Genomic DNA, 16211 nt, shown 5'->3' with positions numbered 1-16211 from the left:
CTAGGCGGACTTCCCATAAAGTTCGGACTGAAGGTCGTGGACGGCGCGTTCATAGCCCGGTCGCCCGCCGAACGCTTTCACCAACTGCAAGGCCGTTCCCATCCGGTCGAAGGGGGCGATCTTCAGCATCTGGACATCGTCCAGGTTCAGCAGTCCCTCGTCTTCGTATTTGGTCAGGAGGGCTTCCAGCACCGCGCGCGCTTGCGGTCCGTATCGCGTGAACACATCACGTTTGCGGACGCTGTCAGCGCGCTCCTGGCGCGTCAGGGCGGGTTGATCGAAGGCGACGTGGCAGATCAGGTCGAAGGGGTCGAGGTTCTTGCCGGCGAGGTCGCTCAACACCTCAAGGGGAAGTCCTTCGTCGGCCAGTTCGTCGATGATCGCCTGCTTGCGGTCGACCTCGTTCCAGCGCCGCAGGAAGGCGTCGAGCGACACGTATCGTTTGCGAAGTGTGTTGCGGGTGAAGTCGCGCAGGCTCTCGGTGACCAGCTTGCCGTTGGCGTCGAGATACTCGATCCGTTCGGAGATTACCGACACGGCGATCCCGTCGACATAGACCTTCTTCTGCTTCTCGCCGAAGCCGTCCTGGAGCGTGATGTCGGCCCTGTCGACAATTGTCTCATCCGGTCCCGGAACCGAGGGAACGGCGTCGCCTCCGTCTTCGCTGATGAGCACATCGTCGGGGGGCGTTATCGGATCAAACTCCCCCGGCTCATAGATATGGACTGGCTCGCCATCGAAATCCGGGTCAGCGAAGTGATTGGTCGCGCCCCGGAAATCCATCAGGGTGAAATAGTATTTGCGGGTGTCCTCGTGGACCCGGGTGCCCCGACCAACGATTTGCTTAAACTCGGTCATGGAACCCACCGCACGGTCCAGCACGATCAGCCGGCAGGTCTGGGCATCCACCCCCGTCGAGAGCAGGCGCGAGGTCGTGACGAGGACCGGGTAGCGTGACTCCGGATCGATGAAGTTGCCTAGCTGGGCCTGGCCTTCGGTGTCGCTGCCGGTGATGCGCATGACGTATTTAGCGTTCTGGTCGACCAGGTCCGTGTTCTCGTTGATGAGAGCCCGACGCATGCGATCGGCGTGCTCTTCGTCGACACAGAAGAGCATGGTCTTCTGGAACCGGTCACCGCTTTCCTTGAGGAACTCCGTGACCCGGCACGCGACCAGTTTGGTGCGCTCATCCAGCACCAGGGTGCGGTCGAAGTCCTTGGTGTTGTAGATGCGGTCTTCGATCTCCTCACCGTCGCGATCGGTCGCGCCCTGCTCCGGGCGGTAGCCTTCGACGTCCCGGTCGATGTGGACCTTGATGACCTTGTAGGGGGCGAGGAAGCCGTCGCTGATCCCCTGCTTCAGGGAGTAGGTGTAGACCGGCTCGCCGAAGTAGGCGCTGTTCGAGGCGTATTCGGTTTCCTTGGGCGTTGCGGTCAGGCCGATCTGGGTCGCCGAGGAGAAGTGGTCGAGGATTTCCCGCCACGCAGCGTCAGCGGCCGCGCTGCCGCGATGGCACTCGTCCACCACGATGAGGTCGAAGAAGTCGGGCGAGAACTCCCGGTAGAGCTTCTTCGCATCCTCGGGACCGGTGATCGCCTGGTAGAGGCCAAGGTAGATTTCATAGGCGGTGTCGATGCGCCGTTTGCGGTCCAGCGCCAGCGGCACATCGACTTCTGTGCCGTCCGCTCGCTCGATGGTCTTCGACTTGGTCGACAGCTTCGCCATGGCCGGTCCGAAGGGCCGGAAGTCGTTCACCATCGTCTGGTCGACGAGGATATTGCGGTCAGCGAGAAACAGGATCCGCTTCTTCCGCTTCGCCTTCCACAGCCGCCAGATGATCTGGAAAGCGGTGTAGGTCTTGCCCGTGCCCGTCGCCATCACGAGCAGGACGCGGTCCTTGCCCTTGGCTATGGCCTCGATCGCCGCGTTCACCGCATTGACCTGATAATATCGCGGCGCCTTGCCGCTGCCGTCGTCGAAATAGTCCTGGAGCACCACCTGCTCGGCTTCGGGTGTCAGGTTCTTCCAGGCCGAATAGCGCGCCCAAAGGTCCGCAGGAGAGGGGAAGTCGGCGAGCGAAAGGGTCGTTTCCCGTTCGGCACTGACACCGGTCCGGTCATGATAGACGAAGCCGTCGCCGTTCGACGAGAAGACGTAGGGAATGTCCAAGGTCTCGGCATAGGCCAGCGCCTGCTGGATGCCGTCACCAACGCTGTGCTTGTTGTCCTTCGCCTCGATCAGCGCGATCGGCAGGTTCGGCTTGTAATAGAGAACGTAGTCCGCGCGCTTGGCCTTGCCCCGGGTGACCAGCTTGCCGCGCACGATGATGCGGCCCTTGGTGAAGCTGACCTCTTCGCGGATTTGAGTCAGGAGGTCCCACCCCGCACCGGTGAGGGCCGGGGTGATGAACTTCGAGCAGATGTCGCGCTCACTCATCGAGGAGCGCGTCATTGCAACGCAAAGCGCAAAGCCAATGTCATTCAGCGCTCCCCTTTCAACTGCCACAACAGAGCAAGATCAACGGTGCGCCGCAAGGACAGCTGAGTGTCGCTTGGGCTGAGCCATCGAGTGAAGGAATCATCGCGGCTCAGCCAGTCACTGCGAATGCCCGATAAACAGTCGCACGGCCAATCCCCAGCTGGGTCGCAATAGCCGTCGCACCCATCCCAGACGCCCGTAAACGGATGATTTCTGAGGGGTCGATTGATTTGGGCCGGCCTCTGTATCGACCCTCTGCTTTCGCCTTCTGGATGCCCTCCATCTGGCGTTCTCGGCGCAGGTCAGCCTCGAACTCCGCGACAGCCGCCAGCATGTTTAGCATCAGGCGACCGCCCGATGTGGTGGTGTCGATGGCACCTTGCTGGATCGCCTTGAACTCAACCCCTTTTGCCATCAGTCGATCGACGACGTCCCGGAGGTCAGACATAGATCGAGCCAGACGGTCGAGCCGGGTGACAACGAAAGTATCTCCCTCTCGGACGTAGTCGAGGGCCGCTGCCAACTGGACGCGACCCTGTTGGCTTGTGCCGCTGACCTTCTCCTCGAAAAGCTTGGTGCAGCCGGCGTCCCTGAGTTGGGCGGCCTGGATCTCCAGTGACTGACCCGTCGAGCTGACCCGTCCGTATCCGATGATCGCCAAGCGCGTCTCCTGTCTCATTTGGTCCTAGACCAATACAGCAGACTGTCTCGGAAGTCGGGCTTTAACCCAAACGGGACACACTTTCCCGTCTCACGGCTACGTCTCGCCGGGTATACCTCTTTGAGTCAGCTCGTTGCGCTCTCACGAATGTCGATCCCCCGGTAGACGATTTGCTCGTCACCGAAGATCGTCTCGGGCTTAACGTCCAGTTCGGTTATGAACGCTGCCCAGAGGTCTTGGGTAAGAAGGATCATGTCCTCTCCCTGGGCGATGGCAGCGTCGACGGCATCATCAACTGCGGCGAAAACTTCCGACGGGGGTTCGGGATCTAGGGTCGGGGTCGGCGGCACGTCCAAGTCGGGACAGGGAATGAGGGCGTCAACAGCAACGGCAAAGGCTTTCAAGCTTGGGGGAGAAGCCAATGTGTGACCGGGCTGCCAAGGATGACCACCGCCGCGACTGAAATAGTAGACTTTCCCCGCCCTGACTGCCCAAACCCGGCGCTGCTGCTTGTTGGCGGTCTCGTAGCACTTTCCGACCGCAATCTGACTGATCTGAATGGGCATCGGCTTCCCTCCCGTTTTGTGTTTCATCCGCCAATCGGCGGCTGCTGGCAAGGGATCGGCAGCAGCTCAGTAGCAGGTCTGGCTTCGCGCACCGACACATGCGAACAATCTCAAAAGAGCCGGGGCCATAGATGGAAGACGATGTCATTGAGCAGCTGGACAAGCTGCTGGGGTCCACTTCGGTTTCTTGGCTGTTCGGCGCAGGCGTCAGCAAAAATGCTGGCGTCCCTTTGATGGGACCTCTCACGGACCGAGTGATCGAGATTGCCTCTGAGGGTCACCGACCACTGTTGGAGGGGATACTGGCGGCGCTCCCGACTGGAGCGCACATCGAACACATCCTGAGCCACCTTGCAGACCACATCGCCATCGCCGAACGCTCGAGAGATCGATCGGTCATGTTACTCGGCATGGTCCGGACGGTGGCAGAGCTTTGCACCCTCTATGACGCTACCCTGCAATCGATAGCAAAGACCGTCAGATGGGGCTATAAGCCCGCCACTCACGATTTGCCCGAGGTTGTTGGCGACATCGGCCAACCGATTATCGCCATTGATGAACACCTTCGGTTTGCGAACGCGCTGTTTTACAGATCTCAAGCAGGTGTCATCGAACGTCGGCGACCGGTGCACATTTTCACTACCAACTACGACACGTTAGTCGAGGATGGCCTCGGACTTGCCTGCGTTTCCTATTGGGATGGGTTCACGGGCGGCGCGGTGGCATACAGGAGTCATCGTTTCGGCTCCAACCAGATCCCTACTGACTGCCGAGCATATGTCGTGAAGCTGCACGGATCGGTGGACTGGCACGTCGACGAGAGCGGCAAGGTCTGGCGAGTTCGGGATGGCGATAGCTATCCGCAAGCCGCCAAGAGAGTGCTGATCTATCCTCAGTCGTCAAAATATCTCGCGACTCAACGAGATCCGTTCGCAGCACAGTTTGAGCTGTTTCGTCGCCAGATCGGATCGAGCGGCGGGCATGTGCTTGTGACATGCGGTTACTCTTTTGGAGACGAGCACATCAACGACGAGATTCAGGCGTCGATGGCGCGCGCGGAAAACGATACCGCGCTGATCGCTCTAGTCCGGGAAGGCGACGGCCTCCCAGCGTGCTTAGATGAATGGCGCGCGGGATCCCGTGGGCGAAATATTTACGTCGTGACCGAGAGGGGCATCTACGTCGGTTCTGAAGGGCCATTTCACCCGCCCACCGAAGGAGGTGAACACAACTGGTGGACATTCGGCGGTCTTGCGACAGCGTTGGCCGACGGACTTGCGGAGGCGTCGAAATGACAGCGTTCTCACCAGTTGCCGAACTCAAGATAGGCCATGTTGTAGAGGTGTCGGGGACCACCGCTCGTGTTGAGTTGTCCGGCGACGTGGCCGAACTCAATCGGACACATTCGGGTCGCGTCTACGACATCGGTCAGATCGGGAGCGTCGTCAAAATACACTTCGGCAGGCGTTTGATATTCGGTTTCGTCACGCTTCTTAGGATGAGGTCCGAAGAACTCGCCGAGAGTGGAAAACCCATTCCCCCTGACGCAGATCAACGGGTGATGGAGATAGACCTCTTCGCTGAGGGGGTTTGGAGTTCAGCTGGTAAGACGCTCGCCTTTCAGCGGGGCATATCGACTTATCCGCTGCCAAGGCAAAGCGTCTACATACTCACACGGGAAGAAACGTCGCTCCTATACGAAGCGGCAGAAACCAAAATCGAAGCTGGAACGTGTAACCCACTCGTCAGCTTTGCCCGATATGTGGGATCTGATGCGGCGGTCTGTCGTGCGAACATAGACAGAATGTTCGCGACACACTGCGCCGTCCTCGGGTCCACGGGTTCTGGAAAATCCGGTGCAGTGGCGGCCTTGCTTCATAGTGTGCTCGAACATACGCCGCGCCAGGAGACACGGTTCAACCCCCGGATCACCATCATCGATCCTCATGGCGAATACAGCAGCGCGTTTGGGGCGTCATGCACGACCTATCGCGCATACGATTCGCTCGGCGGGGACCGAGATCCGGGACAGCGGGTCAAGTTGCCCTACTGGTTGATGTCCGCCGACGAGTTTCGACACTTGTTAATAGGGAAGACCGAGTTCGAGGCCACTTCTCAGAACAACATCGTCTACAAGGCCCTGACGCACGCGCGCTTGGTAGGTGCAAATCTGGCCTCACCCACCTTTGCTTCTTATGGAGAAGACGATCTGGCGGACGGTTTGGCGCTGGACGACTCGCGACCCGCCCCAGGCGTCGATCCCGACCAACTTGTTCAGTTTGATCGGGACAAGCCGCGACCGTTTTCACTCACTGAGTTCGCCAACCATATTGAGTTTGCCCAAGGGGCAAGGGTGGTGGGGGGCAAAAACCAGAAACTCTCAGAAACGGACTTCACGAAGAACGGGTTCAAGTCGGTTCTGGATAAGTTGCGCGTGCTGCGCCGGGATCCTCGCATCGCATTCCTGATGTCGGAACATGGAGCAGATAGCCCGACCCTCGCACAGGTGATTGCCCAGTTCGTAGGCGACTCGGGCGAGGTCTCCACGAGCCTTCGGATCATCGACATATCGGGCCTGCCCAACGAAGTCGCAGGCCCCTTAACTGCGATGCTGGCGCGCCTGCTTTTCCTCTACAAAATCCACCAGACTGCTGATGAGCGAAAGGCTGACCCGCTCTTACTGGTTTGCGAGGAAGCTCATCGCTACGTGCCAGATCGAGGCGAGGCAGAATACGCGGTGGCGCAAGCCGCAATCCGGAGGATCGCTCGGGAAGGTAGAAAATATGGTCTGGGCCTGATGTTAGTCAGCCAACGACCATCAGACATTGAGAGCACTGTAATCGCACAATGTGGGACTTGGCTCGTCCTACGCCTCACGAACTCAGCCGATCAGCAGCACGTTGCGCGATTCCTACCTGACGGCCTCAGCGGCATGGTCAGGGCTTTGCCATCTCTGGGCCAGCAAGAAGCACTGTTTGTGGGGGAAGGAGCAGCGCTCCCGGCACGCATCCGCATCCGAAATCTCGAAAAGGCTCAGCTACCGCAGTCCGGCAGCGTTGCCTTCGCCGAAGGCTGGGAGACGCCTCGCAAAACAACCGATCAAATCGGCCCGGTCGTTGCAAGGATGGTGTAATCGCCGCACAGGCAACCAGCGGTGGATCTATAACTCATGCCTTGGTCGGCAGCGCCACTAAAAGGTGGCTCAGATCGACCCCCTCAAAAGCGACGAGCTCAAGCTCTCGAGACAGCATGCGTAGCTGAGCCGTTCGCTTCGTCAGATCGTCGGGAATGTTCTGGGTATATATCTGCACGCTGCTCTTGAGGTCGCGGCCAGTCAGGCGACGGCGAACCTCATCCGAGCCGATCATGGCCGCCGCTTCTTGCTCGAATGTATTTCGGAAACATTTGATCGAGCCGCCATTTTCCCGGGCGTCCGCGTCTGCCAGGATCGTGCGGTTGAGCTGGCGCATGATGGGGCTATTCGACAGCGCCTTCTTTTGCCGTGTTCCGGTGACCGACTCATTAAAATACTGCTGAACGGCCAGAGAGAAGAACTGACCTTCAGGCCGAGCGAGTTGGGCATTGGCGAAATCCAGAAAGCCCATTTCGATCAGCTTGGAGTGAACCGGCACCATCCGCTTTGACTGGGGGTTCTTCAGCCTGCGTGTCGTGTTCGCCCGTATGAGGAAGTGGGGAAACTCGTGGTCCACGACGACATCGTCGACCTGAAGGCCCACGATCTCGGATGATCTCGCTCCCGTAAACAGCAACGTGAGCGGGATCCAGAACCTGTCGTCGCGAACGAGCACCGGCCCGGGCTTTTGGAGTCCTTTGGGCAGGATCCCTTCGCTGCATCCTGCGAAGAGGGGCTGACTGAAGATTCGGTTCAGCTCCTCTGTTGTGAAGGCCCGCCCAGTATCCTCCTCCGGCGGGACAATCGCGCGAACTCCGGCACCAGTGGCGGCGTCGATGTCTGCTCGACGTTCTGCGAAGTCCAAGACCGTTCTCAGTCCTGACAGGTGCTTGTTGACCGTTTTCGGACTCAATGTGTCGGCTACCAGTTCGCCGGATGCGAGCGCCTGGATCTGCTGCTTGCCCGAGAGGCTTCGCCACTTGCCGGGTATTGCGTTGATGTCCGGCAGCTTCAGCAGGTCATCGTGGAAGGTCCAAACGTGCCGCTTGGTGATTGAGCCGATGGGCAGGTCTCCCACCAGTTCGCCAAACAGCCGGACGGCTCTGTCCTTCCCGGACAGCATGCGTTCGCCCTTCGGCGACTTCGTCTGAAGCTGCGCGGGCATATAAATCTGCCTGAAATACTCGCTCAGCGGCAGAGCAGAGTTACCGTCGGGGTCGGTGTATAGCGGCATGGGCGAGCGCCCACTTCTCGCTGTGGGCAGGGAAGAAGGCGGTCTGCCGGAGGCTATGTCGTTGATCGCGATCTGGGCTTCGACAAGCTTGGATGCACAGCGGTCCACCACAGCTACGAAGGCAGGCGAGTCGTCGGGCAGCTTGCCTATTGATGAATAGTATTTTTCTGCCGCCCAGCTCGCGACGGCGCGCCGTTCGGCCGGGTCCTCCGACAGAAGCGCGCCTGCCCAGGTGTTGCGTGCCTGCGACGAGCGTTCGCGGCTCGCCTCCGCTTGATGCGGCAAACCCATTTTCAGCGCGTCTCGCGCCTGAATGGTCTTCTCACCTTCCCACTGCCGCAGTTCGTTATCGAACAAGGACGCGAGGTAGCCCTCCAGGTCGGGTGCAGCCTGCGCCGCTCGGACCGCCGCGATGTCCGAGCGGAACTTCGTCCTCAGCGCGTCCGCCTTGGCGTTGGCGAGCCGGACATCGGAGGTCCCCAACGAACGGAACAAGTAGGCTTTCGCCCCACTTCCCGTCTTCCCGAAAGCGGGAGCAACGTCCGCATCCAAGGGAAAGCGCAGTTCGAGCATACCCCCCGACCGCCGCTGGACGTATTGGCCCAGCTTCTCGTTTCCGGGTTCCCGTTTCCGTCCCAACGCGCACCACACTCAGCAAAAAAGCAACACGATTTACAACGCCAATCGCAACCGTCAAGTTCGTAACTATCCGTTCGGTATAAGTTTTTTCGTATTCAGTCGGTTGTAGCCGCGTTGCAGTCACGGTTGATCTCATCGTTCCGGGCGCGCCATTTTCTCTTTCATGGCCATAGGTATGGGCGGCGACCGGTTGCGTCGTTCGCCGCATCGGGGCGATAGAGCGGCATGACCGACGCTTCAGACATGACCTACGCCCGTTATCTGGGACTGGACCGGCTGTTGTCGGCCCAGCACCCGGTCAGCGACGAGCACGACGAGATGCTGTTCGTCGTCATCCACCAGACCAAGGAGCTTTGGCTCAAACAGATCCTGCACGAGGTGGCCCTGGCCCAGGCCCTGGTGCGGGCGGGGGATCTCGCAGCCTCCTACAAGTCTCTGGCGCGGGTCAGCCGCATCCAGGCGGTGATGACCCAGAGCTGGGACATCCTGGCCACCATGACCCCGGCGGACTATCTGCGCTTCCGCGCCGTGCTGGGGACCAGTTCGGGCTTCCAGAGCGACCAGTTCCGGCGGTTCGAGGCCATGCTGGGCCTCAAGGACGCCCGGTTCCTGAAATTTCAGGAGGACCGGCCCGAGGCCCATGCGGCGCTTCAGTCCGCGATCGATGCGCCCAGCCTCTATGACGACGCCCTGCATCAGATGGCCCTGGCCGGCCTGCCGGTGCCGGCCGAGGTGCTGGCGCGCGACGTCAGCCAGCCCTGGCGGCCCTCCCCCGGGGTCGAGGCGGCCTGGCTGGAGGTGTACCGCGACACCGAGCGCTGGTGGACCTTCTATCAGCTGGCCGAGAAGCTGGTCGATCTGGACGACGCCCTGCTGACCTGGCGGCACAAACATGTGGTGACCATCGAACGGATCATCGGCCGCCGCCCCGGCACGGGCGGCACCGAGGGCGCCGCCTATCTGATGACGACACTGGAGAAGCGCTGCTTCCCGGAACTGTGGTCGCTTCGCACGAAGCTTTGATTTCACGGTCCCGATCTTGCCGCAACCTCCGGTCAGCGTGGCCGTTCAGAGGGGCGTAGATACGGAGAAGTCCCATGCCCGACGACCACGGCGGCATCATCGATACATCGGCTCCAGAGACGTCGGACGACGTCGCGTCGAACCGCAGCGCCAACAGGCATGATATCCATGTGCTGAACGGTCTGCTCGTCGCCACGACCGACAGCGCCGAACGGTTGGCCCGGGTCACCGGCGACAGTGAAAGCCAGGGCCATCGCGATCTCTTCGCCGGTCTCGCGGACGAGCGCCGGGAGATGGTGCGGACTCTGGAGACGACAATCGTCGGCCTCGGCGGCCAGCCCGACAGCGGCGGCTCCATCCTGGCCAAGACCCAGAGGGCGGTGATGGATGTGCGCCACGCCCTGCTCGGCGACGAGGCCAGTCTCGCTCACGCAGCCGACGACGGCGAGGCGGCTCTGGACCGGAAGTATGAGGCGGCCCTGGCCGATCCGAAGCTGGCGGCGACGACGCGCGAAATCATCCGCCGTCTCCACGCCAGCCTCCATACCGAGCGTGAGGACGTACATGCCCTCAGACGCAGTCTGGACAGTCAGAGGGACGCGGATTCACCGCTGTTCCCCAGTTGATCCAAACCCGAAAATAAAAAGGCCCCGGTGTCGTCACCGGGGCCTTTCGCCGTCTGGAAGCCGTATGGCTTAACCTTCGTCAGCCGGAGTCTCGGCGGTTCCGGTGACCGGAACCACGGCGCCCTTGGCCGGACGAACGGTCTGGCGCTCGGCGATCCGGGCCGACTTGCCGCGACGGTCGCGCAGATAATAGAGCTTGGCGCGCCGGACGACGCCGCGACGCTTGACCTCGATGGACTCGATGTTCGGCGACAGGATGGGGAATTTGCGTTCGACGCCTTCGCCGAAGCTGATCTTGCGGACGGTGAAGGTCTCGTTGACGCTGCCGCCGTCACGGGCGATGCAGACGCCTTCAAAGGCCTGAACGCGCTCGCGCTCGCCTTCCTTGATCTTCACCATGACGCGCAGGGTGTCGCCGGGCTGGAAATTCGGGATGTCGCGGACCGCGATCAACCGGGCTTTTTCTTCGGCTTCAAGCGTCTGAAGGATGTTGGCCATGTCTCTATTCTCCTCGGGCTTTGGCGCCCTTTAGCTGTGATTTGGCGGGATCAGATCCCGCAGTCTGGTTTGCGAGATGCGCCGCCCAGAGGTCCGGACGCCGTTCCCGCGTGGTCTCTTCCCTCTGGCTTTCCCGCCATTGAGCGATCTTCTTGTGATCGCCCGACAGGAGCACCTCGGGTATCTCGAGCCCCTCGAACGTCCGCGGTCGCGTGTACTGCGGATGCTCCAGAAGCCCGTCCTCGAAACTCTCGGACGACAGGCTCATCGCCTGGCCCAGAACGCCGGGGATCAGTCGTACGCACGCCTCGATCGCCACCATGGCCGCCGCCTCGCCGCCGGCGAGCACCGCGTCCCCGACGGAGACCTCCTCGAACCCCCGGGCGTCGAGCACCCGCTGGTCCACCCCCTCAAAACGGCCGCACAGCACGACGATGCCGTCCGCCTTGGCCCATTCCTTCACCCGCGCCTGGGTCAGGGGCCGACCCCGTGCGCTCATGTACAAAAGCGGCCGGGGCGGGCCGGAAAGGCTGTCGAGAGCCCGGGCCACCACGTCCGCCTTCAGCACCTGTCCCGGGCCGCCGCCCGCAGGGGTGTCGTCCAGGAAGCCGCGCGTATCTGTGGAAAAGGCCCGAATGTCAACCGTATCAAGGCTCCACAGGCCCTTCTCGCGCCAGGCCGTGCCGATCAGCGAGACGCCGAGCGGCCCCGGAAAGGCCTCCGGAAACATGGTCAGGACGGTTGCGGTGAAGGGCATAACTCACCAGCCAGCCGGCTTGGTGATAGCGCCTACGGCATCGTGCAACACGGCAGGGAATTGCGACGACGCCAGCAGGTGCGGCCGAATATCGCGTTTGAAATTCACCAGTCTCTTTAATTCCGCGCTGCCTTGCGGGCGGGGCGGGATCAGGCCGACGACGATACCACCGTCCGTCTGGGCCATCTTGATCGGGGTCAAGAGATCGGAGTCATTTGAAACTACCACTGCGCTGGGAATGACGCCTTTCAAGGCGTCACGAAGCAAATGGACCGCCAGATTGACATCGGATCCCTTCTCTTCGGTTTTGTGCACCCATTCCATCATGATCGCGCCACCCGGCCTGCGCCTTACAACCAGCTTTCCGCCCTGCCGCAGAGGACGGCCTGTCGCATCGCACTCCAGAACCGGTGCCCGAACGGGCGAAGCCAGGAACGTCCCGAAATGCACATGGACGCGTGGCAAAGTCGCCAACGCTCTCAGATAGGTTGCCTGTCGAACTGCGACATCGGGATCACTTGGCCGAGGGTCCACGCGCGCCGTGAAATAGTGAATGGCCTCGACTTGGTTTCTAGGAAGAACCTGATCGAACAACGCCTCGAGATTCAGCCACTTATGTGGCGTACCCTTCAGGCAGCCATAGTAGAGGTTGAAACCGTCGACGTAGACATTCGTCCGCATTCGCTTGCCAGAAAATGCAACGGCGGACCCTTGCAGGCCCGCCGTGCGTCCGGTCGCCGAAGCAGCCGGAGGGGTGATCGCCGCATAAATGCGGCCGATTGCACAAAGGTCAATGGCTCGTCGGAAAATTCGATGTCGTGAGTCTTTCTCGCAACATCGTTCTCGACACACTCCTGTACCTTTAAAACCCTATTCCAGCGTCCCGCCGCCTGCCGCGATCCAGGCGACGACCTGATCCTCCAGCACGTCCAGCGGCACCGATCCGGCACCCAGCACGACGGCGTGGTAGTCCTTGATGTCGAACCGGTCGCCGAGCGCCGCCTCGGCGCGGGCGCGGAGTTCGTCGATCTTCAGCTCCCCGATCTTGTAGCTGGTGGCCTGGCCGGGATTGGTGATGTAGCGCTCGACCTCCTTGACCATGTCGCGCTCGCTGAGCAGCGAGTTCTGCCGGAAATAGGCGATGGCGTCCTCGCGGCTCCAGCGTTTGGCGTGCAGGCCCGTGTCGGTGACCAGACGCACCGCCCGCCACAGCTCGGTCGAGAGCCGGCCGAAGTCGGAATAGGGGTCCTGATAGAAGCCCATCTCCTTGCCCAGCTGTTCCGCATACAGCCCCCAGCCCTCGGCATAGGCGCCGTAGCCGCCGAAGCGGCGGAAACGCGGCAGGCCCTCGATCTCCTGGGCCCAGGCGATCTGGAAATGGTGGCCCGGCGCGCCCTCATGATAGCTGATGCCCTCGATCTGGGGCTTCAGCACCTGGGTCATGTCCGACAGGTTGACGTAGTAGATGCCGGGCCGCGACCCGTCGGGCGCCGGCGAGTTGTAGAAGGCGATCGAGGCCGTCGCCTCGCGGAACGGCTCGACGGCGCGAACCTCCAGCGCGGCCTTTGGCAGGTTGGAGAACCACTGCGGCGCCACCGCCATGACCTGGGCGATGAAGCCGCGGGCGTCGGTCAGATACTGTTCCTTGCCTTCAGGCGTATTCGGGTACTGGAATCGCGGATCGGTCTTCAGGAAGACGAAGAACTCCTGCAGCGAGCCGGTGAAGCCGACCTGTCCCTTGATCAGCTCCATCTCGGCCTGGATGCGCGCCACCTCGTCGAGGCCGATCTGGTGGATCTGGTCGGCGGTCAGGTCGGTCGTGGTCGAGAGCTGGAGCCGGGCGTTGTAGTAGGCCTCGCCCTCGGGCAGCCGCCAGACGCCGCCGTCGCTGTCGGCCAGAGGCTGAACCTCGGCCAGGGCGGTCAGCACCCCGTCGAAACCGCGCTTGAACGGGCCGGTCAGGGCGGCGCGGCCCGAGGCCAGCAGTCGGTCCTTCGTCGCCTGATCCGCATCCAGCGCGCCCACCTTTTTCTGGAAATCGGCCCAGACCGGATTGTCGGCCCCGTCGTCGAACGGGGCGCCCGTGATGACCGCGCGGGTGTTGTCGATCGAGGGCTGGAACACGAAGCGGGGCGAGACCACCCCCGCCTCGGCCCGGGCCCTCAGGGTCGCAGCCACCTGACCCATTTGGCGTTCGGCCTCCGTCAGGCGCGCCACATAGGCCTCGGCGTCCGACACGCTGGAGACGCGGTGGTTGTTGATCATGAAGACCGGCAGGGAGGTCGTCGGATTGCCGTTGGCCGCGAACTGGAAGCCCCAGTCCCGCCACCGGTTCGACAACCGCGCCTGATCGACCCCGTATTCGAACAGCCGCCAGGACAGTTTCGCCTGCGGCCCCAGCCTGGCCGGGTCGAAGCCGGCCTTCATTTCGGCCAGTTGCGCCTCCTGCAAGGCCAGGCTTCGGGCGGCGGCGGCGTCGGACACGTCGTCCAGCCTGTCATAGTCGGTCTTCAGCCCCAGGGACGTCATCTGCTGCGGGCTGAGGGCGATCCGGGCCTGGAAGGCGCGTTCGAAGAAGGCGTCGAGCCGGGCGTCCTCGGTCTCTGCCGGCGCGGCGGTCGCGGGCGGTGCGGCGGTCCGGGCCGAGACCGGCAGGGCGACGGCGCCGAGCGCCAGAAGGGCGACGGACGAGATCAGGAAACGGCGCATGGGACCCCACTACGAAAACAGGGGCGCACCTTTCCCCGGCCACCGGCCCCGCGCAAGGCGAAAGGCCGCGGCCTATCCGCCGCGCAGCTGGGTGATGGTCCGCCCGGGGGCGATGTCCTCGGCCGAGGTGATCAGGTGGACGATGGCCGGAACGCCGTCCTCGTTCGCCGCCCGTCGGGCCGAGGCCAGGGCGGCGGGGAAGTCCTCCGTCCGCTCGCAGCGCACGCCAAAGGCGCCGAAGGCCTCGGCGTATTTGACGAAATCGGGGTTCTTCAGGTCGGTGCCGACCACCCGACCCGGATACTCCCGCTCCTGATGCATGCGGATGGTGCCATAGGCGCCGTTGTCGACAATGACCGTCACCGTGGCCAGACCGTACTGGACGGCGGTGGCCAGCTCCTGCCCGGTCATCAGATATTCGCCGTCGCCGGCGATGCAGATGACCTCCCGGTCGGGATGGAGGGCCTTGGCGGCCACGGCGGCGGGATAGCCATAGCCCATGGCGCCCGAGGTGGGGGCCAGCTGGGTGCGGCAGGCGCGGTGGCGATAGAAGCGGTGCAGCCAGGCGGCGAAATTGCCCGCGCCATTGGTCACCACCGCATCGGCCGGCAGGGCCTCGGCCAGATGGGCCATGCAGACCCCCATATTGACGGCGCCCGTGACCTCGCCGGGGGTGGAGAAGGCCAGCCAGTCAGCATGACCCTGTACGGCCTCTTCGGTCCATGTCCGGCCGGGCGCGAGGGTGGACAGGGCGAGAGCCGCCAGACTGTTGTCCGCACAGGCGCTGGCCAGGGTCGGCCAGACCCGCCCCAGTTCCTCGGGCCCCGGATGGATGTGGATCAGGGTCCGGGCGGTGTGCGCCCGGTCGAACAGGGTATAGCCCTGGGTCGGGTTCTCGCCGAGCCGGGCCCCGATGGCGATCACCAGATCCGCGTCGCGCGCCCTCTGGATCAGCTTCGGATTGCAGCCCAGGCCCAGGTCGCCGACATAGTTGGGGCGGTCATTCGACAGGATGTCCTTGCGCCGGAACGACAGGCTGACCGGCAGGCCCAGACGCTCGGCCCAGTCGCCGATGGCCGCCGCCGCCCCCTCCGTCCAGCCCGAACCGCCCAGCACCAGCAACGGCCGCTCGGCTTTCGACAGTCGGTCGGCGACATCGGAGACGAATTCCGACGACAGAGCCGCATGCGCCGGTCTCACAGCGCCCAGCGGCGCCGCCCCCCCGTCATGATGCAGCACGTCCTCGGGCAGGGCGATGACCACCGGCCCCATCCGCCCCTGAAGCGCCGTGGCGAAGGCGCGCTCGAGGATCTCGGTCGTGCGATCGCCGCTTTCCAGCTCCGTGGCCCATTTGGCCAGTCCGCCGAAGACCTCGCGGTAGTCGATCTCCTGAAAGGCGCCGCGGCCCCGGTCGGCCAGACCCACCTGACCGACGAACAGGATCATCGGGGTCGAATCCTGATGCGCCGTATGCACGCCGATCGAGGCATGGGTCGCGCCGGGCGCCCGGGTGACCATGCAGATCCCCGGCTTTCCGGTCAGCTTGCCATAGGCCTCGGCCATATTGGCGGCGCCCGCCTCATGCCGGCAGGTGATGACCTGGATCCGGTCGGTGACGTCGGCGAGGGCATCCAGAACCGCCAGATAGCTCTCGCCCGGGACGCAGAAGACGTGGCTGACGTCATTGGCGACCAGGACATCGACAAGGCGCTGGGCGGCGGTGCGGCCGGAATCCGGCGAGGGGATCTGGGTCATCCGGACGGACTAGCAGATCGACGTCGGCCTTGGCCATGCAACCCTGTGGTCATGCCCGACCCCGGGCGCCGTGGCGGCACGGACCTGAACCCTGGGTCCGCGCTCGGGGAACGGCCTCCGGACCCGCCCCCG

At 62.9% G+C, this 16211-nt stretch carries 13 protein-coding genes; 4 read left to right on the top strand and 9 right to left on the bottom strand.

Features of this window, described 5'->3' with window-relative positions; translation table 11 throughout:
- The 3 genes from hsdR to ACW17W_RS02425 all read right to left on the bottom strand — a co-directional run bounded on the left by hsdR (window position 1) and on the right by ACW17W_RS02425 (window position 3705).
- Complete coding sequence (gene hsdR, locus ACW17W_RS02435; protein ID WP_492080365.1) at window positions 1-2451, bottom strand: EcoAI/FtnUII family type I restriction enzme subunit R; 2451 nt, start codon at window positions 2449-2451, stop codon at window positions 1-3.
- Window positions 2452-2587: 136 nt separating this feature from the next.
- Window positions 2588-3139 (bottom strand): recombinase family protein, encoded by a 552-nt coding sequence (locus ACW17W_RS02430; protein ID WP_492079012.1) that lies wholly within the window; start codon window positions 3137-3139, stop codon window positions 2588-2590.
- A 125-nt stretch (window positions 3140-3264) separates the two neighbouring features.
- Window positions 3265-3705, bottom strand: coding sequence for a hypothetical protein (locus ACW17W_RS02425; RefSeq protein ID WP_492079010.1), 441 nt, complete (start codon window positions 3703-3705; stop codon window positions 3265-3267).
- Between the two features lie 131 nt (window positions 3706-3836).
- Between ACW17W_RS02425 and ACW17W_RS02420 the strand changes: the two genes are divergently transcribed.
- Together ACW17W_RS02420 and ACW17W_RS02415 are read left to right on the top strand one after the other, a co-directional pair.
- Window positions 3837-5000 (top strand): SIR2 family protein, encoded by a 1164-nt coding sequence (locus ACW17W_RS02420; RefSeq protein WP_492079008.1) that lies wholly within the window; start codon window positions 3837-3839, stop codon window positions 4998-5000.
- A complete protein-coding gene (locus ACW17W_RS02415) occupies window positions 4997-6838 on the top strand; it encodes an ATP-binding protein (protein WP_492079006.1) in 1842 nt (613 codons plus the stop codon). Before ACW17W_RS02420 ends, ACW17W_RS02415 begins: the two co-directional genes overlap by 4 nt.
- 34 nt (window positions 6839-6872) lie before the next feature.
- Here ACW17W_RS02415 and ACW17W_RS02410 read toward each other — a convergent pair whose 3' ends face one another.
- On the bottom strand, window positions 6873-8645 hold the full coding sequence (locus ACW17W_RS02410) for a site-specific integrase (RefSeq protein ID WP_492079004.1): 1773 nt from the start codon (window positions 8643-8645) through the stop codon (window positions 6873-6875).
- 291 nt (window positions 8646-8936) lie between these two features.
- Here ACW17W_RS02410 and ACW17W_RS02405 point away from each other — a divergent pair, with 291 nt between their 5' ends.
- Both ACW17W_RS02405 and ACW17W_RS02400 read left to right on the top strand, forming a co-directional pair.
- Window positions 8937-9734: a tryptophan 2,3-dioxygenase gene (locus ACW17W_RS02405; RefSeq protein WP_492079002.1), complete on the top strand. Its 798-nt coding sequence runs from the start codon at window positions 8937-8939 to the stop codon at window positions 9732-9734.
- 74 nt (window positions 9735-9808) lie between these two features.
- Complete coding sequence (locus tag ACW17W_RS02400) at window positions 9809-10360, top strand: PA2169 family four-helix-bundle protein (protein ID WP_492079000.1); 552 nt, start codon at window positions 9809-9811, stop codon at window positions 10358-10360.
- 69 nt (window positions 10361-10429) lie between these two features.
- Here ACW17W_RS02400 and rplS read toward each other — a convergent pair whose 3' ends face one another.
- The 5 genes from rplS to ACW17W_RS02375 form a co-directional block, all read right to left on the bottom strand.
- The gene (rplS, locus tag ACW17W_RS02395; RefSeq protein ID WP_492078998.1) at window positions 10430-10858 is read right to left on the bottom strand and encodes a 50S ribosomal protein L19; all 429 of its coding nucleotides are present in this window, start codon (window positions 10856-10858) and stop codon (window positions 10430-10432) included.
- A gap of 4 nt (window positions 10859-10862) precedes the next feature.
- A complete protein-coding gene (gene trmD / locus ACW17W_RS02390) occupies window positions 10863-11615 on the bottom strand; it encodes a tRNA (guanosine(37)-N1)-methyltransferase TrmD (RefSeq protein ID WP_492078996.1) in 753 nt (250 codons plus the stop codon).
- A 3-nt stretch (window positions 11616-11618) separates the two neighbouring features.
- The gene (locus ACW17W_RS02385) at window positions 11619-12296 is read right to left on the bottom strand and encodes an NYN domain-containing protein (RefSeq protein WP_492078994.1); all 678 of its coding nucleotides are present in this window, start codon (window positions 12294-12296) and stop codon (window positions 11619-11621) included.
- Between the two features lie 189 nt (window positions 12297-12485).
- On the bottom strand, window positions 12486-14324 hold the full coding sequence (locus ACW17W_RS02380) for a DUF885 domain-containing protein (RefSeq protein ID WP_492078993.1): 1839 nt from the start codon (window positions 14322-14324) through the stop codon (window positions 12486-12488).
- A gap of 72 nt (window positions 14325-14396) precedes the next feature.
- Window positions 14397-16079, bottom strand: a complete 1683-nt coding sequence (locus ACW17W_RS02375) for a thiamine pyrophosphate-binding protein (protein WP_492078991.1) — start codon at window positions 16077-16079, stop codon at window positions 14397-14399.
- Between the last annotated feature and the right edge of the window lie 132 nt (window positions 16080-16211).

The organism is Brevundimonas sp. FV1ye29L, from assembly GCF_058681095.1.
This window is presented reverse-complemented; position numbering and strand designations above follow the sequence as displayed.

What these genes read in the sequence shown, in the direction of transcription:
- ACW17W_RS02405 (WP_492079002.1), top strand. Translation starts at nt 8,937, where the DNA reads ATGACCGACGCTTCAGACATGACCTACGCCCGTTATCTGGGACTGGAC.
- ACW17W_RS02415 (WP_492079006.1), top strand. Translation starts at nt 4,997, where the DNA reads ATGACAGCGTTCTCACCAGTTGCCGAACTCAAGATAGGCCATGTTGTA.
- trmD (WP_492078996.1), bottom strand. Translation starts at nt 11,615, where the DNA reads ATGCCCTTCACCGCAACCGTCCTGACCATGTTTCCGGAGGCCTTTCCG.
- ACW17W_RS02425 (WP_492079010.1), bottom strand. Translation starts at nt 3,705, where the DNA reads ATGCCCATTCAGATCAGTCAGATTGCGGTCGGAAAGTGCTACGAGACC.
- rplS (WP_492078998.1), bottom strand. Translation starts at nt 10,858, where the DNA reads ATGGCCAACATCCTTCAGACGCTTGAAGCCGAAGAAAAAGCCCGGTTG.
- ACW17W_RS02410 (WP_492079004.1), bottom strand. Translation starts at nt 8,645, where the DNA reads ATGCTCGAACTGCGCTTTCCCTTGGATGCGGACGTTGCTCCCGCTTTC.
- ACW17W_RS02385 (WP_492078994.1), bottom strand. Translation starts at nt 12,296, where the DNA reads ATGCGGACGAATGTCTACGTCGACGGTTTCAACCTCTACTATGGCTGC.
- ACW17W_RS02420 (WP_492079008.1), top strand. Translation starts at nt 3,837, where the DNA reads ATGGAAGACGATGTCATTGAGCAGCTGGACAAGCTGCTGGGGTCCACT.
- ACW17W_RS02400 (WP_492079000.1), top strand. Translation starts at nt 9,809, where the DNA reads ATGCCCGACGACCACGGCGGCATCATCGATACATCGGCTCCAGAGACG.
- hsdR (WP_492080365.1), bottom strand. Translation starts at nt 2,451, where the DNA reads ATGACGCGCTCCTCGATGAGTGAGCGCGACATCTGCTCGAAGTTCATC.
- ACW17W_RS02375 (WP_492078991.1), bottom strand. Translation starts at nt 16,079, where the DNA reads ATGACCCAGATCCCCTCGCCGGATTCCGGCCGCACCGCCGCCCAGCGC.
- ACW17W_RS02380 (WP_492078993.1), bottom strand. Translation starts at nt 14,324, where the DNA reads ATGCGCCGTTTCCTGATCTCGTCCGTCGCCCTTCTGGCGCTCGGCGCC.